The sequence below is a fragment of the Acinetobacter sp. ANC_7512 genome, from assembly GCF_056779935.1.
The window spans coordinates 105,954-131,726 of record NZ_JBWYIX010000001.1 but is presented as its reverse complement, the minus strand read 5'-3'; the positions used below and the strand labels follow the sequence as shown (position 1 = coordinate 131,726).

Sequence of the window (25,773 nt, the reverse complement as noted above, 5' to 3'; positions counted from 1 at the left end):
GTTATGCGTCACTACACAGGTCTAGATAAATTTATCCATTCATTTGATCAAGCACTGCGTAGTTTGGTACCAGGCACCACCACCTCACAACGTGAAAATCCAGCAAGTCAAGCAGAGACTCATCTCGCAGTGAGTGAAGCAAGGCATGTTGCTGGACTCATGCGTGTTAATCACAGTGGTGAAGTCTGCGCTCAAGCGCTTTATCACGGTCAAGCATTGACAGCTAAATTGCCTAATGTTCGTCGTGAAATGGAGCATGCCGCGATTGAAGAACAAGATCATTTAGCATGGTGTGAAGATCGTTTAAAAGAGTTAGATAGTCATACAAGTCTACTCAATCCTGTATGGTATGGTCTTTCTTTTGGTATGGGTGCGATTGCAGGTATTGCTGGTGACAAATACAGTTTAGGCTTCGTTGCAGAAACTGAACGCCAAGTGAGTCTGCATTTGCAACACCATCTTGACCAACTCCCACCGCATGATGAACGCTCTCGTCAAATTTTGACACAGATGAATCAGGATGAACTTCAACATCGAGATACTGCACTAAATGCAGGTGGTGTGGAATTACCAGCTGCGGTCAAAATCGCAATGACGGGTATATCCAAACTCATGACCAAAACAAGTTATTATATTTAAAAAAAACGCGGCTCATGGGCCGCATTTTTTATAGATGATGGAATCGTCTAAACTTATTTAATTCACGCTCAGCATGATTGAAATTCAAATCTAACCGCAATTTATCCTGCTTTAAGGACTTTATTTTCTTAAGATACTCTTCCCGCTTTTCTTTGGTGATTTTGTCATCCAGTAAGTAGTCTCGATAAGTTTCAATTTCTTTATCTTTAGCATCTTTGTCTTTCTTAGAACGATAGTACTGATCGGCCACATTATAAAAGGGTGCTAATTGGGCATGTAACTCTGATGGACAAACCCTATACCCACCTCTTCCATCCAAAGCTCCATCGAAAATAACTTCGGGTTGACAATATGAACGAAGCCCAAGTTGGTAACCTTTTTCATATAACTTGTGATCAGGTTCAATATTCACTTTTGAACAGGCTTTTTGATGTTTAACAATGCGATTCGAATAACCACTGCTTCCATCTTTTTCACCTATTTCCGACCATTGAGCAGTTCGACACTCTTGAGGGGAAAGCGTTGCACAACCTGAGAGGAACGCCAAAATTGCGCTTAACACAATAATTTTATACATCTTCTTGATATGGAGCTTATTTATTTTGAAGTGGCGTATTATAAAAATTAGTCCATTTAAAAGAAGCTGATTATTGTTACATCACAGCCTATTTCCGTATCAAAGACATATTTGATCAATGCTACCGATGGACTATTCGGCGAAACTCATCCTATTTTAGAAAATGAACCATCTAGTGACACTTGAGGAAAATGATGCGCTTCATGCTCAAATAATGGATTTTCCCAAATATCAAACATTGGAATTTTAACATCTAAGGCTAATGGCATTTTTTTTGGATTAAATTGCATATTTTGGAGCGTATTTCCCCATGCAATGAGATCTACATCCAAAGAAATATCATGTGACGGACGGACTCGACCAGAAGCTTTTTCCAGCGCTTTTAAAAGATTGGTAATTTCATTGACTTGCCGCTTTGATTCTAATAAACATGCAGCATTCCAATAATCTTGTCCAACACCATCTCGACAAGGTATGACATAGATAGGAGAACGCGTAATACATCCCAATGACGCAATTTGTTTTAATGCATTCACCAGATGATTGTGCGGTTGGCTATTACTCGCCAATGCTAGCGCATAAATCATTACGGTGTCTTTCAAGACGAATTCCTACTGAATTAGCTTGTGGAATAATAGCAGGCTTACGCACAGTAATTTGGATAGACTCAATTGCTGGATATTGTTCAAACAAAGCTTTGAGGACAATTTTTGCAGCAAATTCAATTAATTCAGGTTGAGCTTTTTGAATCGTCTGAGTCGCGATTTCACAAATTTCAGCATAATTTAAAGTATCAGCGAGAAGATCTGAATTTGATGCCTGCTCTAAATCAGTCGCAATATGAAGATCAAGCAATAATGGTTGAATGATTTGCCGTTCCCAGTCAAAACATCCGATGACTGTTTCAACTTTCAATCCTTCAATTAATATGGAATCCATCTTCAATCATGACCTTTTCGTAAACTATCAAACAGTGATAGCACGCTTGACGGGAGGCGATAAAAGCAAATCCTCTTCTATTGAGGATTTGCTGTGATATTTTAACACTTGTTTAAGATTTAATGTTTCAACAAAAGATTAGGATTGATTGTTTGTACCATTTGTAAGCGCTGATCTGCATAAATATCAGTGTACGGCGCAAGAATTCTCATAAAACGATCAAAATAAAGCATTTGTTTAAACAACAATGCGAAATCCCGTGGAAAACGGATGCCATGACGCTCACCTACAGCCACCATATCCATCATGATGTCATTTAAGTCGGCTGGATTAGATGACAGAATTTGCTGAGGATCAGCTGTGAGTACACCACTGAATAATCGCTCTAAATCGTTTGCCAAAACTGTTGTATCAATTTGCGTATTGGTCATGCCCATTTTCAGCATATTTTCTGCCATCAATGGATAATTGGTATTTTGCAATGCATCCATGAAAGCAATACATGCCGTCCATACTTCAGGCTTTAATTGTCCCACAATACCAAAATCAATGAATCCAATGCGACCATCATCCAAAAGCATGAGGTTGCCAGCATGTAAATCTGCGTGGAAACTTTCACACATCATCAAACTACCAAACCATGTGTTCATGGCAGTAATCAAAACCTGTGATGGGTCTTTAGAAACTTGACGAACCACATCGAAATCCGTCAACGGCACGCCATAAAGACGCTGCATTGTCAGGACACGACGTGTTGAATATTGATGATATACCTTTGGTGCAGTCGCTTTAGTATTTTGAGTAATGTGCAGATAATTAACAAAATCATCAATATTTTTTGCTTCTTCAATAAAATCAACTTCACGAACCATACGTGTTTTGATTTCTTCAACAATATCCGCAAGTGAAGCAAATTTTACTTTAGGAACTGCCTTCTCTAGAATCTTGGTCGCCCAATGTAGGACATTTAAATCCGTATAAAGGATAGTTTCAACACCAGGTTTTTGGACTTTGATCACGACATCTTCGCCGCTCACCAATTTAGCAGCATGCACTTGTGCGATCGAAGCAGAAGCTAATGGCGTTTCATCAATAGATGCGAAAATTTCACCTAAATCGCGACCGTCAAACTCAGCATTCAAAACACTTTCAATATAGCTAAATGGGAGTTTAGGTGTCTGATCTAAACACCCTTGAAATTCCTCAACATATTCACGTGGAAATAATGAAGGCGTACTGGCAATAAACTGTCCCAACTTAATATACGTTGAACCAAGTGACTCGAAAGTTTCGCGCATTAATTTCGCATTACTCGGTTTTTCTGTCGCGTATTTAATCCCTGCTCGCGCAGCAATGACCGCAGTTTCACCTACACGGGCCACTGAGCGTAAACCATCTAACCAAATATTATTTTTCATAATGTCGATATTAAATTTCGATATGTTGAGTGTAGCAAATTAAATTGTCTTTGCGGATTGACTGATGTGACAGATTTGACATTCTTTATCCTTGTCAAAATTCAAAATTCGCTGTTGCATGTTCCTTCCATTCCATAGAAGGATCTTCTGTTTTAATGGTGTTAAATTTAACCCCAGATATAATAGCGCATGATGTGCTTGCATACTTGCCATCAGGTTAGGAGTTGTTGCTAAAACTCCTGAATCTGCACACCTTAAACTCTCATCTGCATGATCTTCTTTAGGAAAAAGACATTCATAACATGCTGATTCACCATCCACCATAAATAACTGCCCCTGCAAACCAATCGCAGATGCACTAATGAGTGGAACATTCGCATCCTTACACATTTGATTGACCAAATAACGGGTTTCAAAATTGTCACAACCATCTAACACAAGATCTTGCTGTGTAATCAGTGCGGCAGCATTATTAAAATCAAATTTAGTATTGATGTATTCAATCTTAATATAAGGATTAATTTGAGAAATTTTCTTGGCTAACACTTCAGCTTTGTAAAAACCCACATCATGATGATCAAAGGCAATTTGTCGCTGTAAATTACTAATTTCTACAGTATCAGCATCGATGAGTGTCAATTTACCCACGCCTGCTCTCGCCAATAACTCTGCAGTCAAACACCCTATTCCACCACAACCAATAATAAGCACATTGGACAGCTTTAATCTTTCTTGTGCATCAATATCCCAATCCTCTAGTAATATTTGTCTTGCGTACAACTGTAGCTCAACATCACTCAGTTCAATGCTATCACTCACCTAAACACCCTGATTACATGCTTGTATAAGCCTATGATACCGAATAAATAAGCAGTCTATTCATACAATTCTGAAGATAATTTTTACCCTAGAAGATCTGTACCTTATTGTTACAATTCGAATAGGTTTGTTTAATTTTTCTTATTTTATTTTGTACTATTAATAAACATAATCTCAATAATTGCTTCACTAGCAATTAATTTTAAAAACATCTAACTCCAATAAATGACAGTCATACTTATGAATAAAAAAATTTTTGCACTCGCTACATTATTAGTTTCGAGTTTATTCCTGACGGCATGTAAAGATGAAAAGATCACCAACATTACATACGTCAATCAAGGTTCGGATACCCAACCAGAATATATAGAAAGCACGCTTTATGATCTGGACGAAGAGAATGCTTCACCCAATCAAGACAATCGGCAAATGTTCTTGATTCTGCACTACACAGCAGTATCTAAAGACGAAACATTGGCTTTGTTTAAAGATCCTAATTTCCCTGCCAGTAGTCACTATTTTGTACCCGAATTACCAACCAATGGTAAATTTACTGTGTACCGTCTTGTGCCTGATGATAAAAGAGCTTGGCATGCTGGCACGAGTTCTTGGCAGACCAACAGCAGTTTGAATGCCTCAAGTATCGGCATTGAAATTGAAAATCTCGGTTTCCCTGCAGACGATGAACAACTCCCTTTGATGCAACGTCGATGGTATCCATTTTCATCAAAACAACAAATCAAAGTCCTTGCAGATATTATTTTAAAAATTACTAAAAAATACGAGATCAGACCCGACCGAATTTTGGGGCACAGTGATATTTCTCCAGGTCGTAAATTTGATCCAGGTCCGCTATTTCCTTGGAAACGTTTATATGAAGATTATAACATCGGTGCTTGGTACGATAACGACACTGTAAATTATTATCGTACTTATCATCCTTGGAAGAATGATATTGCTTCGTTACAAAGCAAATTGGCATTATACGGATATAACATTCCTGTCACTGGTCAATACGATCAAGTCACTCAAAATGTTGTATCCGCATTCCAAATGCATTTTTATCCTGAGAAATATGATGGTTTCGCGGATATTGAAACTGTAGCCCGCCTTGATGCATTACTTGAGAAGTATCGTAATGTAGCTCGTCCGGCGATTACACCATAAAGCATCTGAGATCAGTTTAGTCGTCTATTTAAGTGAAGACTAAACTGATTTTCATATATTATTTTGGCGCCATACGAATTGCGCCATCCAATCGAATCACTTCACCATTTAAATACGAATTTTCAAAGATATGTCCAACCAGTTTCGCAAATTCTTCAGGTTTAGCTAAACGTGGTGGGAATGGAACCATCTGTCCCAATGCATCCTGCACATTTTGCGGAAGACCTTTAAGCATCGGAGTTTCCATGATCCCAGGTGCAATAGTCATAACACGGATCTTTTCGCGTGCTAACTCACGCGCCAATGGCAAAGTCATACCAACAACAGCGCCCTTAGATGCAGAATATGCAGCCTGACCAATTTGACCATCAAAAGCAGCAACTGAAGCCGTGTTCACAATGACACCGCGTTCTTCCTCTTCCCCCGAAAGCGCATACTGTGACATTAATTGCGCAGCATATCGCAACATATTAAAGGTTCCACTGACGTTGATATTCAGTACTGTTTGGAACATATCTAAGGCATGCAGGCCATCACGACCAAGCACTTTAGCTGATGGTGCAATACCAGCACAGTTGACTAAACCATTTAATTGTCCATATTTTTCTTGTATGTGTGCAAAGAATGATTCAACTGCTTTTTCATCAGTTACATCTAGTTGAATAAATTCTGCACCAATTTCTTGACCCGTTTGCTCGCCCAAAGATGCATTCATATCAACAATTACGACTCGAGCACCCTGCTGTTGAAGATAAGCTGCTGTCGCCGCACCTAACCCAGAAGCGCCACCTGTAACAACAATCACTTTTCCTTGAATATTCATAAATCCCATTATCCATTTTTAGTTTTAGGTTGGCTTTAGGGTAATCTTCCTCCAATACGGATTCAATTTATTCAGTGACCAATTGGTCTAAATAATTCAAAATAGATATAATTTAATATTTATTTTATATAAAAATAAATCACCCATGACAATTTTTTTTGCCTTAATGACATGATTTAAAAACCATGCAGTCATCGATATTCTTTTGAATTCGGCTAATATTTAAACTATTTTAATCTTATTCATTTCGGCATTTTGCCATATCTCCTAAAGGTTCAATCATGTTTAAAATGATCGATGTCTTAGAGCAAAATTTTGCTCAAACTTTCACCCATGCACTTAATCAAGATTCAGATCAAATTTCAGAGCAGCTTCAAATGAGCATTCTGAATGCATCCGAAATAGATTTAAAAAATGCAATCAATCAATTCCTAGACACTCAAGATGCAAGTGAAACTGCACTTGCATTAGATATTTCAACTGATCGTCTTAATGAACTGAAATCTGGTATTGCGTTAAAAGATGCTTCAAAAATTTCGGACACTTTAAAGGTAGTAGCGCTATGCTTGGCTTTGGAGTCAGACTCATTAGACCTTCTTGAAGTGAGCGATATTTCAACTGAGTATTTCGTATAATGTAAGTATTGAGATCAAACTGATATGGTTTGGTCTCATTTTCACTCTTAGCCTTGCTATATTAAATTATGTGACCTTCATCTCATTGCATTAATTTATATAAAGTTCTGATAAATCACTATATTTTCACAAAACCACAATATTTATAAAATATTGATTTGATTTCAATGTGTTAACTCATAATTTTAACTTTATCAAAATTTGTTCTTTTAATATCTCATTTTCTTTTTTGTCACAAATCACCTGAAAGGCTATTTATATCGAAAATTTAGCGAATTAAATCAGGTACTTCAATGAAAAAATCGATATCTCCATTGAAATTAGGACTGTTGGGTTTAGTAATTAGTGTTGTTCATAGTGGAGCTAATGCTGCCCTCCCTAAGGAAATCAAACTGGATTATGCCTATTATGCTCCTACGAGCTTAGTGGTTAAAAATCAAAAGTTATTAGAAAAGGCTTTACCCAATACCAAAATCAAATGGGTATTTAGTCAAGGCAGTAATCGCTCCTTAGAATATCTCAATAGCGGCAGTGTTGATTTTGCTTCAACAGCTGGTCTTGCCGCTGTATTAAGTCGTGCCAATGGTAGCTCTGTTAAAACAGTTTATATCCAAAGCCAACCTGAATGGACAGCTTTAGTCGTGCCAAAAGACTCCCCGATTAAATCCTTAAAAGATCTAAAAGGTAAAAAAATTGCCGCAACAAAAGGAACTGACCCATTTTTATTGACGCTACAAGCTTTAGATACCGTTGGATTGAATAAAAAAGATGTACAGCTTGTTCATTTGCAACATCCAGATGGCAAAACAGCGTTAGAGCGTAAGCAAGTGGATGCTTGGGCTGGCTTAGACCCTTTGATGGCATCAGCTCAAGTTCAGTCGGGTGCAAAACTGCTTTATCATAATGTAGGCTTTAATAGTTATAGCGTGTTAAGCGTCAAAGAGCCATTTACTCAATCTAGCCCAGAAGCAATTGAAGCCGTAATTAAAGCGTATGAGCAAGCACGTAAATGGGCAAAAGCCAATCCAGATAAACTGGCGCAGTTACTCGCCACTGAAGCTAAACTACCTTTAGAGGTTGCAAAACTTCAGCTTCAGCGTACTGACTTTAATCAAAACATTCCTACAGCCCAACACATTAATGCACTACAAAAATCCGGCAAAATCTTGACTGAAGAAGACTTAGTTCGTAAAGGAACAAATGTAAATCAAGTTGTTCAACAGTTATTTAATGCCTCATTCGCTCAAAAAGTGGTGACAAAATAATGGCGATCAGTGAAAAAGTGATTGAACATCGGAATATCGATGTCCATTCACAACTGTCGACAAAAGGGAATAAATGGTTGAAAGGTATTTTCCTCCCTGTATTACTGGTATTGCTGTGTGAAATTTTGGTTCGAGGTGGTGTAGTTGAACCTTATCTGCTACCTGCACCAAGTAGCTTATTAGTTTCCCTGCAAGAACTTGCTAAGAATGATTTAGGTCAACATATTTGGGCAAGTACATGGCGAGTGTTTTTAGGGTTTGCTATTGGTAGTGGCTTAGCACTATTTTTTGCAGTTTTGGTAGGACTCAATCACCATGCAGAAGAGTTTATTGAACCGACCTTTTCTGCAATTAAGTCAATTCCTAGTCTTGCGTGGATTCCTCTCCTTTTGTTATGGCTTGGTATTAATGAATCCTCAAAAATCACCCTTATTGCGATTGGTGCTTTTTTTCCAACCTATACCAATACTGTGGCTGGTATTCATGGTGTCGACCGAAAATTGATTGAGTTGGCTCAAGTGTATAGACTGAATCGCTGGCAACAAATCTACCAAATCGTTTTACCCGCAGCTTCTCCATCTATCCTTACAGGCTTGCGCAATAGTTTGAGTTTAGCTTGGATGTTCATGATTGCCGCTGAACTCATTGCAGCAACGCAAGGTATTGGATATTTATTAAGTGATGGACGTGAAACATCGCGTCCAGATATTGTGATCATTGCTATTATTTTATTGGCAATATTGGGAAAAATCACGGATACCATAATGAAAGTATTTGAATCAAAATTATTGTTATGGCGTGATGTCATCAAAAGATGAATCAATAAAAAAGCGACCTAAAGTCGCTTTTTTATTTCTAATGAGGCCATTGTGCTAAAGTCACGCGATCGTTACCACCATAATCTTTAACGGTTCTCACTTTCTTATAACCTGCTTGACGAAATAGATGCTGAACAGCGTCTGCTTGATCATATCCATGTTCAAGTACCACCCAACCTTCAACAGTCAGATGCTTCTTGGCTTGTAAAATAATTTGCTCAAGATCAGCTAAACCTTTTTTATCAGAGATTAATGCACGTTGAGGCTCGGTCGCCAAATTGTGCATATGTTCATCTGCTGGATCAATATAAGGCGGATTAGATACAATGACATCAAAAAATTGACGCCCAAACGGTTTTAACCAACTGCCTAGTACAAATTGAACCTGATCTAAGTCATGTTGCTCAGCATTAAATTTAGCGACTTCCAATGTAGGCTCATAAATATCGGTTGCTGTTAAAGACCAATTAGGACGTTCGGAAGCGAGTGACAATGCAATGGCGCCTGTCCCAGTTCCTAAATCTACAACGCGCGCATCCTCAGGCAACTCTAACTTTAAAACTGTCTCCACCAAAACTTCGGTGTCCGGTCTAGGCACCAAAGTATCGGACGTCACTTTTAAGTCCAATGTCCAAAAAGGTTGCGAACCTGTGACATAAGCTAAAGGCTCACCTGCTTCAATCCGAGCAATCGCCTCTCGATACGCCTGCTCTTGTTCTGCAGTGAGCTCTTTATCCTTCTTCATCACCAAATCGAATGAATCGATTTTAGTGATATGTTCGAGCAACCAAGCATTTTCTTGACGCTCATAACTTTCAGGCTCACCACGCAGTGCAAGCGCTTGTTGAATGTTCATTAACCACCATTCTGCTGTGCAAGCATTGCCAATTGATCCGCTTGATATTCACGATGTAAGCTATCTAAAAGCTCAGTCAAATCTCCCTCCATCACTGCATCCAACTTATATAAAGTTAAGTTAATACGATGATCAGTCATACGACCCTGAGGATAATTATAGGTACGAATACGTTCTGAACGATCACCTGAACCCACCAAATCACGGCGCATTTCAGATGTAGCAGCATCAGCTGCTGCACGTTTAGCATTCTCAAGACGAGATGCCAATAATGCCATTGCCTTTGCTTTGTTCTTATGTTGTGAACGCTCTTCCTGACATTCAACAACAGTACCTGTCGGAATATGCGTGATTCGTACAGCAGAATCCGTTTTATTGACGTGCTGACCACCCGCCCCAGATGCACGATAAGTATCAATACGCAAGTCTGAAGGGTTAATATCTACAGTCGTATCAACATCAATTTCAGGAAGAATTGCAACGGTACAAGCTGAAGTATGAACTCGCCCCTGTGATTCAGTTGCAGGAACGCGCTGAACTCGATGAGCACCGCTTTCAAATTTTAAGCGTCCGTAAACACCTTCACCATTAATTAAACAAATAATTTCTTTGTAACCGCCATGTTCACCTTCATTTTCAGAAAGGATTTCGACACGCCAACCCTGTGATTCAGCATATTTACTGTACATACGGAATAAATCACCAGAGAAAATCGCAGCTTCATCGCCACCTGTCCCTGCACGTACTTCCAGATATGCAGAGTTCGCATCATTTGGATCTTTCGGAATCATCAGAATATTCAATTCTGCCTCTAAAGATTCAATTAATGCTTTATTTTCTTTAATTTCTTCTTGAGCCATTTCCTTAAAGTCAGGATCTGACAACATTGCTTCAGCCGTTACAATATCTTCTTCCGCTTGGGTATATTTTTTCCAAACAGTGGTGATTTCAGTCAAATCATTGTGTTCACGTGACAAATTACGGAAACGCTTATTGTCGGAAATGACTTCAACATCAGCCAATAGCGCTTCTAATTCTTCATGACGATCACAAAGTTGGTCTAATCGTAAACGTAACGATTCTTTCATGTTAAATAAAATCTCTAATACTGGATTAACTTAAGGACTGCCTTAAATTAATATTTCTAAAATTGCGAGTAGTTTAACGACTCTGACATTCAATTAACATATTTATATAGAATGACTTTGCAAAACCATTTTTTAAATCCTTGTCACACCCAATTAATGGATAATCAATAATTAGCCCCATAACTGCCAAGTTTAAAAACTGTTTACTGAATCAACTCTCCATAGTTTCTTCTTAATCAGCCCAATAATGTATATTGAATGATCAGTTGTAATATAAAAACAACATTGTGCAACCAAAACGTAAAACTCTAGGTTAACTTCTACATATTTAGCGCTTCAATTCTTGTTACATTGTGCTCAACGAATTATTACTCGTCCACGAACAAGGACATGGAGTCACACATGAAATTAAATACCCTATTAATGTCAGCCACCTTAGCCACTGCATCAATGTTCACGGTATCTGCACATGCAGACAGTACAGCGCGTGTCGCTGCTGCGAGTGCTTTAGGTAGTGTAGCCGGTACAGCAATTGGTAAAAACATGGGTGGCACAACAGGTGCAACTTTAGGTGCAGCACTTGGTGGTGCTGGTGGTGCTGCTGTTGCTAGTAATAAACGTAACCGTACTGAATCTGCCATTGGAGGTGCATTAGGTGGCGGTGCGGGTTATACCGTAGGTAATAGTATGGGTGGAACCAATGGCGGTTATATCGGCTCTGCTTTAGGTGCTGCTGGTGGTGCTGCTCTTGGTAACAAAATTGCGAAAGACAAAGCATATGATTCACGTCAAGATCGTAAATGGAAAAAGAAAAAACATAGCCGCCGTTAATATAATCTGATTGTTAGTTTCCCCTTTGAATACTCTGTATTCACCTCGATGCGCCTTAGGGCGCATTTTTTTATTAACAAATTAATTATGGATAAATTAGGGAGAGAAAAATACAAACCAGCAACTTGCTCTCCAAAATGATTGCAGAAATTTGGATTAAATTAAAACCATCAAATATAAGACTTCGACAAGGAGTTCACCATGAAATTCAATTCAAAGTTATTTGCTGCTGCGATCGCAACTGCGGCCTTGAGTACAACAACTGCTTATGCTGATAGTTCGTCTAGAGTTGCCCTCACATCTGCTTTAGGTGGAGTCGTTGGTGCTGCGATTGGTCAACAAATGGGTGGCTCGACTGGAGCAATGATCGGATCAGCGATTGGTGGTGCTGGTGGCGCAGCTGCATCAGCGAATAAAAAAGATCGTAATGCTGCTGCAATTGGTGCAGCATTAGGTGGTGCTGGTGGTTACACCGTTGGTAATAATATGGGCGGAACAAATGCTGGTTATGCTGGGGCTGCATTAGGTTCAGCTGGTGGTTCAGTTTTAGGTAAAAAAGTGGCTGAAGATCGTCGCGAAGATGACTATAGAGATCGTTATGATCGCCGTGAAAGCGGTTATCGCAATTCAAACTATCGTTATAATGACCGTAATTACAGAAGTGACAATGGTCGTCATTTAGGCTGGTATAAAAACGGTAAACGCTAATTCCAAACTCTTAAAATTCAAGCGCTCAACCTAGAGCGCTTTTTTATTTACACTTATATCGTTTTTTTTCAATATACAAATACTCGAGTTCGTATTAACATCTTTATGAGTGTTCAAAAGAGTAGAAAGTTATGCGAAGCTTAAAAGATATCGAGTTTTCAGTATTGGAACTCGCTCCTGTACGTGATGATAAAACGATTGCTTTTTCACTACAGCATGCTTTGGAGTTAGCACAAAAAATCGAACAATTGGGTTTTAAACGACTGTGGCTTGCAGAGCACCATAATATGGATGGTATCGCTAGCTCAGCTACAGCTGTGTTATTAGGCTATATCCTTGCTAACACCTCCTCTTTAAAAGTAGGTTCTGGCGGAATCATGCTGCCTAATCATGCACCACTTGTTGTAGCAGAACAATTTGGAACACTAGCAACGCTTTATCCTGATCGAGTTGAGCTCGGACTAGGACGCGCACCAGGTACAGATCAATTGACCATGCGTGCCTTACGCCGAGGTCGTCAAGAGACTGAAGATCAATTTCCACAAGACGTGCTCGAAATTTTGAGCTATTTGGGGGAACCATCGCCACATCAGAGAATCAAAGCGACACCAGGTCAAGGAACACATGTTCCCGTATGGCTGTTAGGTTCTAGCTTATTTAGCGCACAATTGGCTGCTAAACTTGGCTTACCTTATTCTTTTGCTTCTCACTTTGCCCCTCGTATGCTGGGTCAAGCGATTCAACTTTACAGAGAAAACTTCGAACCTTCTGAATATTTGGATCGTCCTTATGTATCTATGGGCGTTCCAACTGTTGTAGCTGATACTGATGAAGAAGCTGAATACTTGGCTACTAGCGCTTATCAACGTGTATTAGGCTTAATGCGTGGGCAAAGCTTAAAACTCAAACCTCCAGTTAAATCAATGGATGGAATTTGGTCTGCTCCAGAAAAGATGTCAGTTGACAGTTTTTACGCAATGGCTCAAATCGGATCACCAGAAACAGTGAAACAAGGTCTTGAACAACTACTGGTGCCTTATGATGTAGATGAGTTTATTTTTACCTGTGATATCTACGATACAGACAAACGCATTCAAAACTTTGAGTATTTAATGCAAATTAAGCAAAATGCTTAGATCAAAAAAATCCTGAAATGATTGAGTAATGGTTTTGATTTCAAATCTATAATTAATTACTCTTTCATTTCTTGAGTTTGTCAAACAACTATTGGCAATAAATGACATCAAATGTCCCTAAAAGACTATTCCAATGAAAAAATTCTTTTAACCAACAATATTAGTTATTCATAATCAAATACTTAAAATTTGGCATTTTATATCAAACTAAAATAAGCACTTCTGCAAAACACATCACATTTTTAAGCGATAAAATTTCATGATTAAAAAATAAATACGGATGTATAACATGGCCTCTATCGACTTAGAAAAAATGTTGGATAAAGTAAAACATACTCAATGGACACTCTCGGATATTGCCTGGGATGCTCCTGGCAAAGAATTAGTCACCGCAGAACAGTGGCCCAAGCTTAAAGATTTTATGGCTGATCTAATGTGGATCGAACATGTAGGTGCTCGTGCATTTTCTGCGATGTCAAAAAAAGCACCGACAGATACGCTTCGCGAAATATATGCCATTTTCCACGCTGAGGAACAGCGTCACGCCAATGCCGAAATGGCACTGATGAAAAGATGGGGTATGCTTGAAGGCGATATTCCTAAACCCAATAAAAATTTAAGACTGATCATCGAATGGCTCGACACTTATGCTGATGAAATGCCCTTCTATATTCTAGGTGCTGTCATTCCGATGCTGGAAGTCGCTCTTGATGGCGCACTTTGTACATTCCTATTGGATACTGTAGAAGACCCAGTTTGTCATCAAGCTTTTGAACTAATTAATGGTGATGAAGCTCGTCATTTAGGTGTTGGATTTAGTGTCATGGAAGATCAAGGCTACAATAAAACCTTTATTGAGCTTTCTAAAATGGCAGCGCGAGTTGTAGATCCACGTTTATTACTTGGTATTCTTGCCTACTTACCACTCATTAATAAAATGCGTGATAATGTGATTAAACTAGGTCTGCCAGAAGAAAAGCTCTATGCAGCGATGCACAAATTTGCTCGAATAGGTGGACGTACTGCAGAAGGTCGTCGTAATCCTTGGTATCAAATTATTAACTTCCATGCACGAAGTGCCATGAACCGACGTAATAAATGGTTTCATATCCCTGTCGACACTATGGTAAAAATGACTGATAAGATTCCAGAAAAATCTTTACCTAAAATCCCATCTTGGATATATGAATTAACTGCAGAACCAAAAGCAACCCACTAAAACAATAATTAGGTACAGAAATGAAAAAAAGGAATAAAGCCCACACGGATTCGTTCTTTCATAATGAAGCTGAGTATTTTTCCAACTTTAAAGGAAAAATTATCTCAGCTGAGGACATCAAACAAACCGATTTTTCAGGATTAAAGGTCGCGATTATTGGTGCCAATCAAATGTCAGTTTCACATTTAGATGTGGTTTGCCAAAATGCTCTATTCGTCAAAGTATTTCAAATGACACCTCATTTCGTTTTGCCACACACTGAAAAAGGGATTCAAAAAATTATTGCCCATCCCCTCATCGCTAAAAATAAACGATTATTTAATCAGCGAATTAAGACGACATTGGCAATACGATATTTAGATTCTCAGATTTCAGATACTTGGTTAAAAAGACAATTGATGCCAAATCCAGCTTCGTCGCAAAAAATATTTTTTAAATCCGATCATTATTACAGCGCCTTACAGCGAGAAAACTGTAAATTGATCACATGGCCAGTCGTGAAAATTACTGAAAATGCCGTTCAAAGTATGGAAGGAATCGAACACTTAGTAGATATTATTATTACAACGTACGAAAAATAACCATCATTTAGTAGATAAATGCGATTCTAAATTACATTTTATGATGAAATTATAGACACTTGAATTATATAATTTTTGAATTTTATGAGTATTTATGACGATTAATCTCTTAATAAAAAGAAGCACAGCTAGTGCTTCTTTTTTTTAAATTAGATTTACCGATTTAACCAATCCGGCGTTTCAAGCCTGTCATTTGCAATACTCGTGTTGAGATTTCTTCAATCGACATTTCTGAAACATTTAGATATTTAATCCCTTCAGAAATATAAATACCTTCGATTGCACGCAATTCCATCTGACATTGGCTAAAACTTGCATAACGACTGTTGGCTTTGCGTTCAGATCGAATTGCCACCAAACGATCAGCATCAATCATTAATCCAAACAACTTATGCTTATGTGGACGTAAAACTGCTGGCAAACGGTTGTCATCCAAATCTTCTTCAGTTAACGGATAGTTCGCAACTCGAATACCAAATTGTAATGACAAATAAATTGAGGTCGGTGTTTTACCAGAACGCGACACTCCAATCAAAATTAAGTCCGCTTTATCATAGTGTCTTGTACGTGCGCCATCATCATTATCCAGCGCGAAATGTACAGCATCAATACGTGCCTTATAAGACTCAGAATCAGTCACAGCATGCGTTTGTCCGACTAAAGTTGTAGGGGCTGTTCCAAGCACCTCAGATAGCTTACTAATTAACCCTTCAAACACATCTAAATTAACCGCATTTGCCGTATTGATGATATCCCGAACATAGGGATCCACAAGAGTATCAAAGACAAGAGGTTGTTGGCCATCAGACTCTGCGCGCGCGTTAATCTCTGCAACGACGTTCATTGCGGCTTCTTCTGTAGTGATATACGGAATGATATGAATATCAAAATCGACATGAGGAAATTGAGCCAATAAAGAATGCCCGAGTGTTTCAGCCGTAATGGCAGTACCATCGGAAATAAAAAAAACACTTCGTTTAATATCTTTACTTTCTGCCATTAAATTAATCCTCAAATATTTGTCTAAGTACTATATAATCTTTATAGTAAACCGATCTTACATGACTGTCGCTTAGTAATGAAAGTTTGCTAAGTTTTCACAGAAAAATATCATGCCAAGATAGTGATTAATACTGCAAAAGTGGAGTAACAACTTTGGAAGCACGCGTAATCGGTCTGGAAAAATTAGGTAAACACGACGTAGAAATCGTGGGCGGTAAAAACTCATCTCTAGGCGAAATGATCAGCCATTTAGCAAATGCTGGTGTATCAGTTCCAGGTGGTTTTGCAACAACTGCTGCAGCTTACCGTGAATTCCTTGAGCAAAGTGGTCTTAATGCCAAAATTTCAGCCGAGCTCAAACAACTCAATGTTGACGACGTAAATGCACTTGCTGAAACTGGTGCTAAAATTCGTCAATGGATCGTTGATACTCCGCTTACTCCAGCACTTGAAAAAGAAGTTCGTGATGCATTCGCAACTCTTTCTAACGGCAACCCTGAGATCGCGGTTGCCGTTCGTTCATCTGCGACTGCAGAAGATTTACCAGACGCATCTTTTGCAGGACAACAAGAGACTTTCCTAAACATCCGCGGTATTGACAACGTCTTAATCGCGATTAAGGAAGTTTTTGCTTCACTTTATAACGACCGCGCAATTGCTTACCGTGTACACCAAAACTTCGATCATGACATCGTTGCTCTTTCTGCTGGTGTGCAACGTATGGTTCGCTCAGAAACTGGTGCTGCTGGTGTAATGTTTACACTGGACACTGAATCTGGTTTCCGTGACGTTGTATTCATTACTGCATCTTACGGTTTAGGCGAAATGGTCGTACAGGGTGCTGTAAACCCTGATGAATTCTATTTATCTAAGCCACTTTTAAATGCAGGTAAACACGCAGTATTGCGTCGTAACCTCGGCTCTAAACACCAAAAAATGATCTATGGTGAAGAAGGCTCTGCAGGTAAATCAGTTGTTGTTGTGGATGTTGAAAAAACTGAACGCCAACAATTTGCTTTAAATGATCAAGAATTACAAGAACTTGCTAAGCAGGCGTTAATCATTGAGCAACACTACGGTGCGCCAATGGATATCGAATGGGCGAAAGACGGTGATGATGGTCAAATTTACATCGTTCAAGCACGTCCTGAAACTGTGAAAAGCCGTGAGAATGTCGGCACAATGGAACGCTACCTATTAAAACAAAAAGGTACAGTTCTTTGTGAAGGTCGCTCAATCGGTCAACGTATCGGTTCTGGTAAAGTCCGTATTGTTAATTCAATCAAAGAAATGGACAAAGTCCAAGATGGCGACGTTCTTGTTTCTGACATGACCGATCCTGATTGGGAACCAGTTATGAAACGTGCTGCTGCGATCGTTACAAACCGTGGTGGTCGTACTTGTCATGCCGCGATTATTGCACGTGAACTCGGTGTTCCAGCAATTGTTGGATGTGGTAACGCAACAGAAGTACTTGTTGATGGTCAAGAAGTAACTGTTTCATGTGCTGAAGGCGATACAGGTTTCATTTACGAAGGTGCTTTAGATTTCGAAGTTCAACGTAACTCGATTGAATCTATGCCAACACTTCCGTTCAAAATCATGATGAACGTTGGTAACCCTGATCGTGCATTTGACTTCGCTCAAATTCCAAACGAAGGTATTGGTCTTGCACGTCTAGAGTTCATCATCAACCGTATGATTGGTGTTCACCCTAAAGCATTACTCAATATTGACAGCTTACCTCGCGAAACACGTGCAGCTGTGATGACCCGTACTGCAGGTTACTCTTCACCGATCGAGTTCTACGTTGAAAAACTCGTTGAAGGTATTTCTACACTTGCTGCTGCATTTGCTGATAAACCTGTCATCGTACGTATGTCAGACTTCAAATCGAATGAATACGCGAACTTAATCGGTGGTAAATTATACGAACCTGAAGAAGAAAACCCGATGTTGGGCTTCCGTGGTGCGAGCCGTTATGTTTCTGACAACTTCCGTGACTGCTTCGAATTAGAATGCCGTGCATTGAAGAAAGTTCGTGATGAAATGGGTCTAACTAACATTCAAATCATGATCCCATTCGTCCGCACAGTTGCTGAAGCAAAACGTGTTATTGAACTTCTTGCTGCAAATGGCTTAAAACGTGGTGAAAATGGTCTTAAAGTGATCATGATGTGTGAATTACCAACCAATGCCCTACTTGCTGAACAATTCTTAGAACATTTTGATGGCTTCTCAATCGGTTCAAATGACTTAACTCAGTTAACGCTTGGGCTTGACCGTGACTCAGGCATCGTTTCTCATTTATTTGATGAACGCGATCCAGCAGTAAAAGCTCTTCTTTCAATGGCGATTCACGCATGTCGTAAAGCAGGCAAATATGTGGGTATTTGTGGCCAAGGACCATCAGACCACCCAGATCTTGCTCGCTGGTTAATGGAACAAGGTATCGAATCTGTTTCACTCAACCCAGACTCTGTTTTAGATACATGGTTCTTCTTATCTGAAGAAAAGACTAAACAAGCTTAATAAACTATGTTAAAAAAAGACCCATTCGTGGGTCTTTTTTTTACCCCATTATTTTTTAGTAATTTTTGAGAAATTAGGTTTATGCAAATTTACTTGGCGAGAAATAATCAACAAGCTGGACCGTATACGGTAGAGCAGTTAAATCAAATGCTCTCGAGCCAACAAGTTTTACTCACAGACTTGGTCTGGCATCAAGGTATGACTGAATGGAAAGCTTTAGGTGAACTCACTCAAGGAAAATTATATTACCAACCTGAAGGCTATCAACCGACTCCACCAGTACAACAAAGCTATTCAAATCCTTCAATTGCGAGTGTAAATATTCAAAAAAATACTGCTCAGCAAGAACTTGCCTCAATTGGATCTCGATTTTTAGCTAAACTCGTTGATCTGGCGCTTTGGTTGCCTGCCATGGTGATTCCTTCGTTCTTTATGCAGGAAGAACAAGTTGCTCAATTGACTGAACTTCAGCAAAAAATGCAGAATGCTAGCTCATCAGATCAAGCAATCAAATTACAGGAACAGTTATTTACACTGATTCCAATGGAAGCTTGGCAAGCAATGTTGGTTTACATTGTATTAATGCTAGCTGCTCAAGCATTTTTAATTGCGAAAAGTGGTCAGAGTTTAGGAAAAAAAGTAGCAAAAATTCAAATTGTTGATGCTGAAAATGGACAGCAAGTAAACTTAATGCGCGCATTCACATTGCGTAGTGTGATTTTTATTGTATTGAATTTACTCTTTATGCCATTCATTACCATCATTGATCATGCCTTCGGTCTAAGTCAAAAAAGACAAACTTTGCACGATAAATTAGCAAAGACTAAAGTCATAAAACGATAATTTTTATCTTAGGGGAGCAAATGCTCCCCTTTGTTTTGCCTCTGTTTTCATACCAAAAGTAATTAGTTCTTCAACCAATTCCGACCAAACAAATTGGGTTTAATCCTTATATTTAAAGGCACTTTACATATAGCTTAGTTGGTCGTTATAGGGCATAATGCCCTACAACGTAGCGGTGTCATATGACTGAAATTCAGTAAATGTAATTTTCTGTTTTTCAATCATGTGACACTATAATCGCTATCCCATAATTTTATTAGGGAATGGGACTCTTCACCGAGGTTGTAAAATGAGACAAACAATTTTAGCTGTATTGTCTTTATCAACGCTTGCCGTGCTCTTAACAGGGTGTGGCGGTGATATAGTACTTCTAAACTCAAAAGGTCCAGTAGCACAAGGTCAGTCTGATCTTATGATGACTGCGATCTACCTCATGCTATTGGTAGTAATTCCATCAGCATTGATGGCTTTATGGTTTAGTTGGAAATATCGTGCGTCAAATAAAGATGCAGACTATAAACCTACATGGGCGCACTCTACTATTATTGAAATCGTAGTGTGGGGTATCCCGTGTATTATTATTGGTATTTTAGCGTATTTAACATGGTGGGGCTCACACAAGTATGACCCTTATCGTCCGCTAGAATCAGAGAAATCGCATTTAACTATTCAAGTTATTGCTGAACAGTTCAAATGGGTTTTTGTTTACCCTGAACAAGAAATTGCAACAGTTAACGAAGTTCGTTTCCCAGAAAAAACTCCGATTAATTTCAATATCACCTCTAACTTCACAATGAACTCTTTCTTCATTCCTCAGTTAGCTGGTCAGATTTATGCAATGGCGGGTATGCAAACTCAACTTCATGTCCTTGCGGATAATGAAGGTGTATACCGTGGTTTCTCTTCGAACTATTCAGGCTATGGTTTCACACAAATGCGCTTCCAAGCTCATTCTGTTTCAGAAGCTAAGTTCGCTGAATGGGTGTCTGCAGTAAAAGCTGGTAACGGTACTTCAATTAACCCTGAAGCTGTTCAAAAAACAGTTTTAGACCAAGCTGAATTTGCAACCTTGCGTGATGGTAACCGTTCAGAGAAACAAATCGCTGCGATGGTTCGTAACGCTAAAACCGATCTAGAGAAGCAACAAGCTGAAATTGCTCAAAAAGAAGGTCCATATAAGGCACATCCTCATCCTGTGACTTACTACTCTTCTGTTGAAAAAGGCTTGTTTGAATCAATTATCAACAAATACATGGCAAACTACCACGGTGCAGATCACTCAGCTAAAGCTGAAGGTCATGCTGTAGCTGCTGATGTAAATGCTGAACCTGCTTCTTCAGTTGTAGGGGAATAAGACATGAGCTTCTTAGGTAAGTTAAGTGTAGATGCTATCCCGTACGATCCAATCGTACAGGTAACAGTGTTAATGATGATTTTAGGTGGTATTGCAGTATTTGCTGGTATCACTTATTTCAAAAAATGGGGCTACTTGTGGAACGAATGGTTCACATCTGTAGACCATAAAAAAATTGGTATTATGTACCTTATCGTTTCTGTGATCATGTTATTACGTGGTTTCGCTGATGCGATTATGATGCGTCTTCAATTGTTCCTTGCAAAAGGCGGCGGCGAAGGCTATCTACACCCTGAACACTACGATCAGATTTTCACCGCACACGGTGTAATCATGATTTTCTTCGTAGCGATGGGTCTTGTAGTGGGTATGATGAACATTTCTGTTCCACTACAAATTGGTGCGCGTGACGTAGCATTCCCATTATTAAACTCTTTAAGCTTCTGGTTATTCGCTGGTGCTGCAGGTTTGATGATGGTTTCTCTTGCGCTTGGTGAGTTTGCGGCAACTGGTTGGATGGCTTACCCTCCTCTTTCAGGTATCGAATACTCTCCTGGTGTTGGTGTTGACTACTATATCTGGGCACTTCAGATCTCTGGTCTTGGTACACTTCTTACTGGTGTTAACTTCTTCGTTACCATCATTAAAATGCGTGCTCCTGGCATGGGTCTTATGGATATGCCGATCTTTACGTGGACATCTTTATGTACTGCAGTATTGATCATCGCATCATTCCCAGTGTTGACTGCAACAATTGCAATGTTAACGCTTGACCGTTACTTCGGTTTCCACTTCTTTACAAATGACATGGGTGGTAGCCCAATGTTGTATGTAAACTTGATTTGGACATGGGGTCACCCAGAAGTTTATATCTTGATCTTACCTGCATTCGGTCTATTCTCTGAGATTACTTCTGTATTCTCTCGTAAGACATTGTTTGGTTACAAATCAATGGTGTATGCAACGATCGCGATTACAGTTCTTGCATTCGTTGTATGGTTACACCACTTCTTTACAATGGGTTCAGGTGCCAACGTTAACGCGTTCTTCGGTATCATGACCATGATTATCGCGATTCCTACAGGTGTGAAAATCTTCTCTTGGTTATTCACAATGTATAAGGGTCGTATTACCTTCACATCACCTATGTACTGGACAGTTGGCTTCTTAGTGACTTTCGGTATCGGTGGTTTGACTGGTGTACTTATGGCGGTTCCACCTGCGGACTTCCTTGTACACAACTCACTATTCTTAATCGCTCACTTCCATAATGTAATTATTGGTGGTGTTGTATTTGGTATGTTTGCTGGTATTACTTTCTACTGGCCGAAAATGTTCGGTTGGCAGTTAAGTGAATTCTGGGGCAAAGCATGCTTCTGGTTCTGGTTCTTTGGTTTCTACTTCGCGTTCATGCCATTGTATATCCTAGGTTTCATGGGTATGACTCGTCGTCTAAACTCGTATGACAACCCAGACTGGGATCCATATGTTGGTATCGCATTATTCGGTGCTGTATTAATCGCAATTGGTATTGCTTGTTTCATCATGCAAATCATTGTTGGTTTCTTACAACGCGAACAAACTCGTGACGTTACAGGCGATCCATGGGATGCACGTACGCTTGAATGGGCGACTTCATCTCCAGCTCCATTCTATAACTTTGCAGTATTGCCTCAAGCGAACGGTATCGACCGCTTCTGGACTGACAAAGAAAATGGTGTAGCTTACGCACGTCCTGCTAAATATGAAGATGTTCATATGCCAACTAACCGTGCTGCGGGTGTACTTATTGCACTGATCATCACTGTTATGGGCTTTGCACTTATCTGGCACATTTGGTGGTTAGCGATTGTTTCTTTCGTTTCTGCAATCATCGGCTTTATCTGGAGCTCATTCACGAAGAAAGTGGATTACTATGTTCCAGCTGCTGAAGTAGAACGTATTGAAAACGAACGTTATGCGTTACTCGAAAAACACTTGAAGAAGGACTAAGGATATGGCTGAAGTACTTCATCACGAAAACCACGAGCATGATGAACATCATCACGATGATACCGACATCACGGTCTTTGGTTTTTGGACTTACTTGATGAGTGACTTGATTTTATTCGGTACACTCTTCATCGCGTTCGCTGTATTAAGCAGTCATATTCCACCTGGCACTCCAAGTGCAAAGGATCTTTTTGCAGATTCTTTAGGTTTCGTTTTAACTGAAACTTTCGCACTTTTGATTTCATCAGTGACATTTGGTTTTGCGGTACTTGCTTCTTACAAGAAAAATGTTGGTCAAGTTCTAGCTTGGTTAGCAGTTACATTTGTATTCGGTGCAATCTTCATCGGCATGGAACTTTATGAATTTAATCATTTAGTTCATGCTGGCCATGGACCAAGCGTGAGTGCGTTCTTATCTGCGTTCTTTACTTTAGTTGGTACGCACGGTATTCACGTTACTTCTGGTTTGGTATGGATGATCGTGTTGATGATTCAAATCAAAAAATATGGTTTGACTACAATCAATACTCGTCGTCTTGCTTGCCTAAGCTTGTTCTGGCACTTCCTTGACATCGTATGGATCTGCGTATTCAGCGTAGTGTACTTAATGGGAGTATTATAATGAGTCATGATCATAATGCTGCTGGTGCATCACACGGTAACGTAAAGCAATACACAATCGGTTTTGTACTTTCTGTTTTATTGACTGTAGTTCCATTCTACATGGCAATGAATACTGATAGCTTCAGCCGTGGTGCAATTATTGCTGTTATTGGTATTACAGCTGTTGCTCAGGTACTTGTACAATTAGTTTACTTCTTGCACATGAACTCATCTTCAGAGCAACGTTGGAACGTGATTGCATTTATCTATACAATTCTAACTATTGCTGTTCTTTTAGTTGGTTCTGTATGGATCATGAACTACTTACATTCAAATATGATGATCTAAACTGATTGTCATGTTTAAAAAGTACTTATTCCTGACTAAGCCAGGAATTCTCTTTGGTAACTTTGTTACCACTTTGGGTGGCTACTTTGTAGCTACCCAAGGTTCAGTAGATTTCCTTCTCCTGCTTCTTACCCTCATTGGCACTACCCTCGTAGTTGCATCTGGATGTGTGGTTAATAACGTTATTGATCAAGACATCGACCAAAAAATGCAGCGCACTCAAAATCGTGCGTTAGTTAAGAAAACCATTTCTGTTCAAATTGCATTAGCTTTTGCTTTGCTGTTAGGCATACTCGGTTTTGGTATTTTATGGTTTTGGGTAAATGCGTACGCTTTTTTATTCGCAGTTATTGGTTTTGTCGTATATGTTGGTTTTTACAGCTTATGGACAAAACGAACAACGATCCACCAAACTGTGGTCGGTAGTATTTCTGGTGCAGCCCCCCCTGTCATTGGATATACAGCGGTCGCGAATCAATTCGATTTAGGTGCGCTACTCATTTTCTTGGGTTATGCATTTTGGCAAATGCCTCACTCTTGGGGAATTGCAATTTATCGTTTTGATGATTACAAAAATGCGGGTATTCCGATTCTTCCTGTTGCGCGCTCGATTGTTCGCACCAAGATCGAATCGCTGATTTACATTGTGCTATTTGCAATTTCAATGAACGCTTTATTTGTATTTGGCTATGCAAATTGGCTTTATTGTATAATTCTCAATGTATTGACTGTTTATTGGCTATATTTAAATATCATTGGATTTAAAGCTGAAAATGATCAATTATGGGCGAAGAAATATTTCTTATTCTCTGTTCTCCTAATTACGATTATCAGTATCTGCTTTAGTTTTACTGCTACTGCACCAATAAACAATCTTGTCATTTTTTAAAAGATAGAGAAACCTCTATCTTTTTTTATCTTCGCTTTAAGCAGTCTATAAATATCTATACTCAACACTACCTTCAAATACTTTCTAAAAGTAAGTAAATTTTCAAAATTTAATAGTCCACTTTATTTTCTTCGTCGTTATATTTTGCTTTATTTTTCTTGTAATCCCCTGCCGACATCCTTACAATACAGCTTCGCATTTTTTGCGACACATTAAGTTTTTTTGAAACCAATAAAATTTATTTGTGACTCCTTGCTTCTAACAAATGCGTTAGGGGCTGCATAAAACCGTAAGGAGCTGACAATGCGTCACTACGAAATCGTAATTCTGGTACATCCAGACCAAAGCGATCAAGTGGTAGGTATGGTAGAACGCTATATCTCTCACATTAAAGATGCTGAAGGTCAAATTCACCGTCTTGAAGATTGGGGCCGTCGCCAATTGGCTTACCCAATTAACAAAATTCACAAAGCGCACTACATTTTAATGAACGTTGAATGTAACCAAACTACGCTTAATGAATTAGAAGAATTATTCCGTTACAACGATGCTATTCTTCGTAACGTTATTATTCGTCGTGAAAACGCAATCACTGAAGAGTCTTTATTGGCTAAGAGTGCTGAAGAAAAACGTGCGCGTAAAGCTCAACGTGAAGAAGCACAACAAGCTCAAGACTCTGCTGAAGCATAAG

26 protein-coding genes and 1 pseudogene are annotated in these 25,773 nt (G+C 39.1%); 18 read left to right on the top strand and 9 right to left on the bottom strand.

Annotated features, from left to right (window positions below; all coding sequences use genetic code 11):
• Positions 1-3: 3 nt before the first annotated feature.
• Entirely contained in the window at positions 4-639 is a 636-nt protein-coding gene (gene coq7 / locus AC1M9H_RS00645; RefSeq protein WP_481588376.1) for a 2-polyprenyl-3-methyl-6-methoxy-1,4-benzoquinone monooxygenase, read from the top strand.
• A 28-nt stretch (positions 640-667) separates the two neighbouring features.
• Here the strand turns inward: coq7 and AC1M9H_RS00640 are convergent, their stop codons facing one another.
• The 5 genes from AC1M9H_RS00640 to AC1M9H_RS00620 all read right to left on the bottom strand — a co-directional run bounded on the left by AC1M9H_RS00640 (position 668) and on the right by AC1M9H_RS00620 (position 4,392).
• The gene (locus AC1M9H_RS00640) at positions 668-1,216 is read right to left on the bottom strand and encodes a DUF2799 domain-containing protein (protein WP_481589836.1); all 549 of its coding nucleotides are present in this window, start codon (positions 1,214-1,216) and stop codon (positions 668-670) included.
• A gap of 146 nt (positions 1,217-1,362) precedes the next feature.
• Positions 1,363-1,818 (bottom strand): 2-amino-4-hydroxy-6-hydroxymethyldihydropteridine diphosphokinase, encoded by a 456-nt coding sequence (locus AC1M9H_RS00635; RefSeq protein ID WP_481589835.1) that lies wholly within the window; start codon positions 1,816-1,818, stop codon positions 1,363-1,365.
• Positions 1,775-2,155, bottom strand: a complete 381-nt coding sequence (gene folB / locus AC1M9H_RS00630; RefSeq protein WP_481589834.1) for a dihydroneopterin aldolase — start codon at positions 2,153-2,155, stop codon at positions 1,775-1,777. The genes AC1M9H_RS00635 and folB overlap by 44 nt, the downstream gene beginning before the upstream one ends.
• 119 nt (positions 2,156-2,274) lie before the next feature.
• Positions 2,275-3,573 (bottom strand): ABC1 kinase family protein, encoded by a 1,299-nt coding sequence (locus AC1M9H_RS00625; RefSeq protein ID WP_481612508.1) that lies wholly within the window; start codon positions 3,571-3,573, stop codon positions 2,275-2,277.
• A 39-nt stretch (positions 3,574-3,612) separates the two neighbouring features.
• Positions 3,613-4,392, bottom strand: coding sequence for a HesA/MoeB/ThiF family protein (locus AC1M9H_RS00620; RefSeq protein WP_481586996.1), 780 nt, complete (start codon positions 4,390-4,392; stop codon positions 3,613-3,615).
• 240 nt (positions 4,393-4,632) lie between these two features.
• On the opposite strand from AC1M9H_RS00620, the gene AC1M9H_RS00615 reads away from it, so the two are divergent.
• Positions 4,633-5,559, top strand: coding sequence for an N-acetylmuramoyl-L-alanine amidase (locus tag AC1M9H_RS00615; protein ID WP_481612507.1), 927 nt, complete (start codon positions 4,633-4,635; stop codon positions 5,557-5,559).
• Positions 5,560-5,617: 58 nt separating this feature from the next.
• On the opposite strand, the gene AC1M9H_RS00610 is transcribed toward AC1M9H_RS00615, so the two are convergent.
• On the bottom strand, positions 5,618-6,382 hold the full coding sequence (locus tag AC1M9H_RS00610) for a 3-hydroxyacyl-CoA dehydrogenase (RefSeq protein ID WP_481612506.1): 765 nt from the start codon (positions 6,380-6,382) through the stop codon (positions 5,618-5,620).
• Between the two features lie 281 nt (positions 6,383-6,663).
• On the opposite strand from AC1M9H_RS00610, the gene AC1M9H_RS00605 reads away from it, so the two are divergent.
• The 3 genes and pseudogenes from AC1M9H_RS00605 to AC1M9H_RS00595 form a co-directional block, all read left to right on the top strand.
• Positions 6,664-7,017 (top strand): hypothetical protein, encoded by a 354-nt coding sequence (locus AC1M9H_RS00605; RefSeq protein WP_481586993.1) that lies wholly within the window; start codon positions 6,664-6,666, stop codon positions 7,015-7,017.
• A gap of 293 nt (positions 7,018-7,310) precedes the next feature.
• Positions 7,311-8,282, top strand: coding sequence for an aliphatic sulfonate ABC transporter substrate-binding protein (locus tag AC1M9H_RS00600; RefSeq protein WP_481608390.1), 972 nt, complete (start codon positions 7,311-7,313; stop codon positions 8,280-8,282).
• 116 nt (positions 8,283-8,398) lie between these two features.
• Positions 8,399-9,100: pseudogene (locus tag AC1M9H_RS00595) on the top strand (ABC transporter permease); the annotation flags it as partial.
• Positions 9,101-9,137: 37 nt separating this feature from the next.
• Here AC1M9H_RS00595 and prmC read toward each other — a convergent pair.
• Positions 9,138-9,956, bottom strand: coding sequence for a peptide chain release factor N(5)-glutamine methyltransferase (gene prmC, locus AC1M9H_RS00590; RefSeq protein WP_092766184.1), 819 nt, complete (start codon positions 9,954-9,956; stop codon positions 9,138-9,140).
• Positions 9,956-11,044 carry a peptide chain release factor 1 gene (gene prfA / locus AC1M9H_RS00585; RefSeq protein ID WP_035267080.1) on the bottom strand — a complete coding sequence of 363 codons (1,089 nt, stop codon included), beginning with the start codon at positions 11,042-11,044 and terminating at the stop codon, positions 9,956-9,958. The genes prmC and prfA overlap by 1 nt, the downstream gene beginning before the upstream one ends.
• A gap of 402 nt (positions 11,045-11,446) precedes the next feature.
• On the opposite strand from prfA, the gene AC1M9H_RS00580 reads away from it, so the two are divergent.
• From AC1M9H_RS00580 to AC1M9H_RS00560, 5 genes are all read left to right on the top strand, one after another.
• Positions 11,447-11,875 (top strand): glycine zipper domain-containing protein, encoded by a 429-nt coding sequence (locus AC1M9H_RS00580; RefSeq protein ID WP_092766183.1) that lies wholly within the window; start codon positions 11,447-11,449, stop codon positions 11,873-11,875.
• Positions 11,876-12,076: 201 nt separating this feature from the next.
• Positions 12,077-12,583, top strand: a complete 507-nt coding sequence (locus AC1M9H_RS00575; RefSeq protein WP_092766182.1) for a hypothetical protein — start codon at positions 12,077-12,079, stop codon at positions 12,581-12,583.
• A gap of 131 nt (positions 12,584-12,714) precedes the next feature.
• Positions 12,715-13,719: an LLM class flavin-dependent oxidoreductase gene (locus AC1M9H_RS00570; protein WP_481608389.1), complete on the top strand. Its 1,005-nt coding sequence runs from the start codon at positions 12,715-12,717 to the stop codon at positions 13,717-13,719.
• Positions 13,720-14,008: 289 nt separating this feature from the next.
• Entirely contained in the window at positions 14,009-14,938 is a 930-nt protein-coding gene (locus AC1M9H_RS00565; RefSeq protein WP_481612505.1) for a ferritin-like domain-containing protein, read from the top strand.
• A gap of 20 nt (positions 14,939-14,958) precedes the next feature.
• Positions 14,959-15,519 (top strand): NAD(P)/FAD-dependent oxidoreductase, encoded by a 561-nt coding sequence (locus AC1M9H_RS00560; RefSeq protein WP_481586989.1) that lies wholly within the window; start codon positions 14,959-14,961, stop codon positions 15,517-15,519.
• A 163-nt stretch (positions 15,520-15,682) separates the two neighbouring features.
• Here AC1M9H_RS00560 and ppsR read toward each other — a convergent pair whose 3' ends face one another.
• On the bottom strand, positions 15,683-16,519 hold the full coding sequence (gene ppsR / locus AC1M9H_RS00555) for a posphoenolpyruvate synthetase regulatory kinase/phosphorylase PpsR (protein ID WP_035267069.1): 837 nt from the start codon (positions 16,517-16,519) through the stop codon (positions 15,683-15,685).
• Between the two features lie 155 nt (positions 16,520-16,674).
• On the opposite strand from ppsR, the gene ppsA reads away from it, so the two are divergent.
• The 8 genes from ppsA (at position 16,675) to rpsF (ending at position 25,772) form a co-directional block, all read left to right on the top strand.
• Positions 16,675-19,053 carry a phosphoenolpyruvate synthase gene (gene ppsA / locus AC1M9H_RS00550; RefSeq protein WP_035267067.1) on the top strand — a complete coding sequence of 793 codons (2,379 nt, stop codon included), beginning with the start codon at positions 16,675-16,677 and terminating at the stop codon, positions 19,051-19,053.
• 81 nt (positions 19,054-19,134) lie between these two features.
• Positions 19,135-19,896 carry an RDD family protein gene (locus tag AC1M9H_RS00545; RefSeq protein WP_481608387.1) on the top strand — a complete coding sequence of 254 codons (762 nt, stop codon included), beginning with the start codon at positions 19,135-19,137 and terminating at the stop codon, positions 19,894-19,896.
• A gap of 289 nt (positions 19,897-20,185) precedes the next feature.
• Entirely contained in the window at positions 20,186-21,250 is a 1,065-nt protein-coding gene (cyoA, locus tag AC1M9H_RS00540) for a ubiquinol oxidase subunit II (protein ID WP_481595475.1), read from the top strand.
• Positions 21,251-21,253: 3 nt separating this feature from the next.
• Positions 21,254-23,242 carry a cytochrome o ubiquinol oxidase subunit I gene (gene cyoB, locus AC1M9H_RS00535; RefSeq protein WP_035267062.1) on the top strand — a complete coding sequence of 663 codons (1,989 nt, stop codon included), beginning with the start codon at positions 21,254-21,256 and terminating at the stop codon, positions 23,240-23,242.
• A gap of 4 nt (positions 23,243-23,246) precedes the next feature.
• A complete protein-coding gene (gene cyoC, locus AC1M9H_RS00530) occupies positions 23,247-23,864 on the top strand; it encodes a cytochrome o ubiquinol oxidase subunit III (RefSeq protein ID WP_035267060.1) in 618 nt (205 codons plus the stop codon).
• A complete protein-coding gene (cyoD, locus tag AC1M9H_RS00525) occupies positions 23,861-24,193 on the top strand; it encodes a cytochrome o ubiquinol oxidase subunit IV (RefSeq protein ID WP_171076771.1) in 333 nt (110 codons plus the stop codon). The genes cyoC and cyoD overlap by 4 nt, the downstream gene beginning before the upstream one ends.
• Positions 24,194-24,203: 10 nt before the next feature.
• Entirely contained in the window at positions 24,204-25,082 is an 879-nt protein-coding gene (gene cyoE, locus AC1M9H_RS00520; protein WP_035267056.1) for a heme o synthase, read from the top strand.
• A 303-nt stretch (positions 25,083-25,385) separates the two neighbouring features.
• A complete protein-coding gene (gene rpsF / locus AC1M9H_RS00515) occupies positions 25,386-25,772 on the top strand; it encodes a 30S ribosomal protein S6 (RefSeq protein ID WP_035267614.1) in 387 nt (128 codons plus the stop codon).
• Position 25,773: the final 1 nt, after the last annotated feature.

Bases quoted from the DNA above. Each gene is read 5' to 3' on its own strand.
- coq7 (WP_481588376.1), top strand. From the start codon at position 4: ATGCGTCACTACACAGGTCTAGATAAATTTATCCATTCATTTGATCAA.
- AC1M9H_RS00640 (WP_481589836.1), bottom strand. From the start codon at position 1,216: ATGTATAAAATTATTGTGTTAAGCGCAATTTTGGCGTTCCTCTCAGGT.
- AC1M9H_RS00625 (WP_481612508.1), bottom strand. From the start codon at position 3,573: ATGAAAAATAATATTTGGTTAGATGGTTTACGCTCAGTGGCCCGTGTA.
- cyoC (WP_035267060.1), top strand. From the start codon at position 23,247: ATGGCTGAAGTACTTCATCACGAAAACCACGAGCATGATGAACATCAT.
- cyoE (WP_035267056.1), top strand. From the start codon at position 24,204: ATGTTTAAAAAGTACTTATTCCTGACTAAGCCAGGAATTCTCTTTGGT.
- AC1M9H_RS00545 (WP_481608387.1), top strand. From the start codon at position 19,135: ATGCAAATTTACTTGGCGAGAAATAATCAACAAGCTGGACCGTATACG.
- AC1M9H_RS00610 (WP_481612506.1), bottom strand. From the start codon at position 6,382: ATGAATATTCAAGGAAAAGTGATTGTTGTTACAGGTGGCGCTTCTGGG.
- AC1M9H_RS00600 (WP_481608390.1), top strand. From the start codon at position 7,311: ATGAAAAAATCGATATCTCCATTGAAATTAGGACTGTTGGGTTTAGTA.
- cyoA (WP_481595475.1), top strand. From the start codon at position 20,186: ATGAGACAAACAATTTTAGCTGTATTGTCTTTATCAACGCTTGCCGTG.
- AC1M9H_RS00575 (WP_092766182.1), top strand. From the start codon at position 12,077: ATGAAATTCAATTCAAAGTTATTTGCTGCTGCGATCGCAACTGCGGCC.
- prmC (WP_092766184.1), bottom strand. From the start codon at position 9,956: ATGAACATTCAACAAGCGCTTGCACTGCGTGGTGAGCCTGAAAGTTAT.
- AC1M9H_RS00580 (WP_092766183.1), top strand. From the start codon at position 11,447: ATGAAATTAAATACCCTATTAATGTCAGCCACCTTAGCCACTGCATCA.
- ppsR (WP_035267069.1), bottom strand. From the start codon at position 16,519: ATGGCAGAAAGTAAAGATATTAAACGAAGTGTTTTTTTTATTTCCGAT.
- prfA (WP_035267080.1), bottom strand. From the start codon at position 11,044: ATGAAAGAATCGTTACGTTTACGATTAGACCAACTTTGTGATCGTCAT.
- AC1M9H_RS00615 (WP_481612507.1), top strand. From the start codon at position 4,633: ATGAATAAAAAAATTTTTGCACTCGCTACATTATTAGTTTCGAGTTTA.
- AC1M9H_RS00570 (WP_481608389.1), top strand. From the start codon at position 12,715: ATGCGAAGCTTAAAAGATATCGAGTTTTCAGTATTGGAACTCGCTCCT.
- rpsF (WP_035267614.1), top strand. From the start codon at position 25,386: ATGCGTCACTACGAAATCGTAATTCTGGTACATCCAGACCAAAGCGAT.
- AC1M9H_RS00605 (WP_481586993.1), top strand. From the start codon at position 6,664: ATGTTTAAAATGATCGATGTCTTAGAGCAAAATTTTGCTCAAACTTTC.
- cyoB (WP_035267062.1), top strand. From the start codon at position 21,254: ATGAGCTTCTTAGGTAAGTTAAGTGTAGATGCTATCCCGTACGATCCA.
- AC1M9H_RS00565 (WP_481612505.1), top strand. From the start codon at position 14,009: ATGGCCTCTATCGACTTAGAAAAAATGTTGGATAAAGTAAAACATACT.
- AC1M9H_RS00560 (WP_481586989.1), top strand. From the start codon at position 14,959: ATGAAAAAAAGGAATAAAGCCCACACGGATTCGTTCTTTCATAATGAA.
- folB (WP_481589834.1), bottom strand. From the start codon at position 2,155: ATGGATTCCATATTAATTGAAGGATTGAAAGTTGAAACAGTCATCGGA.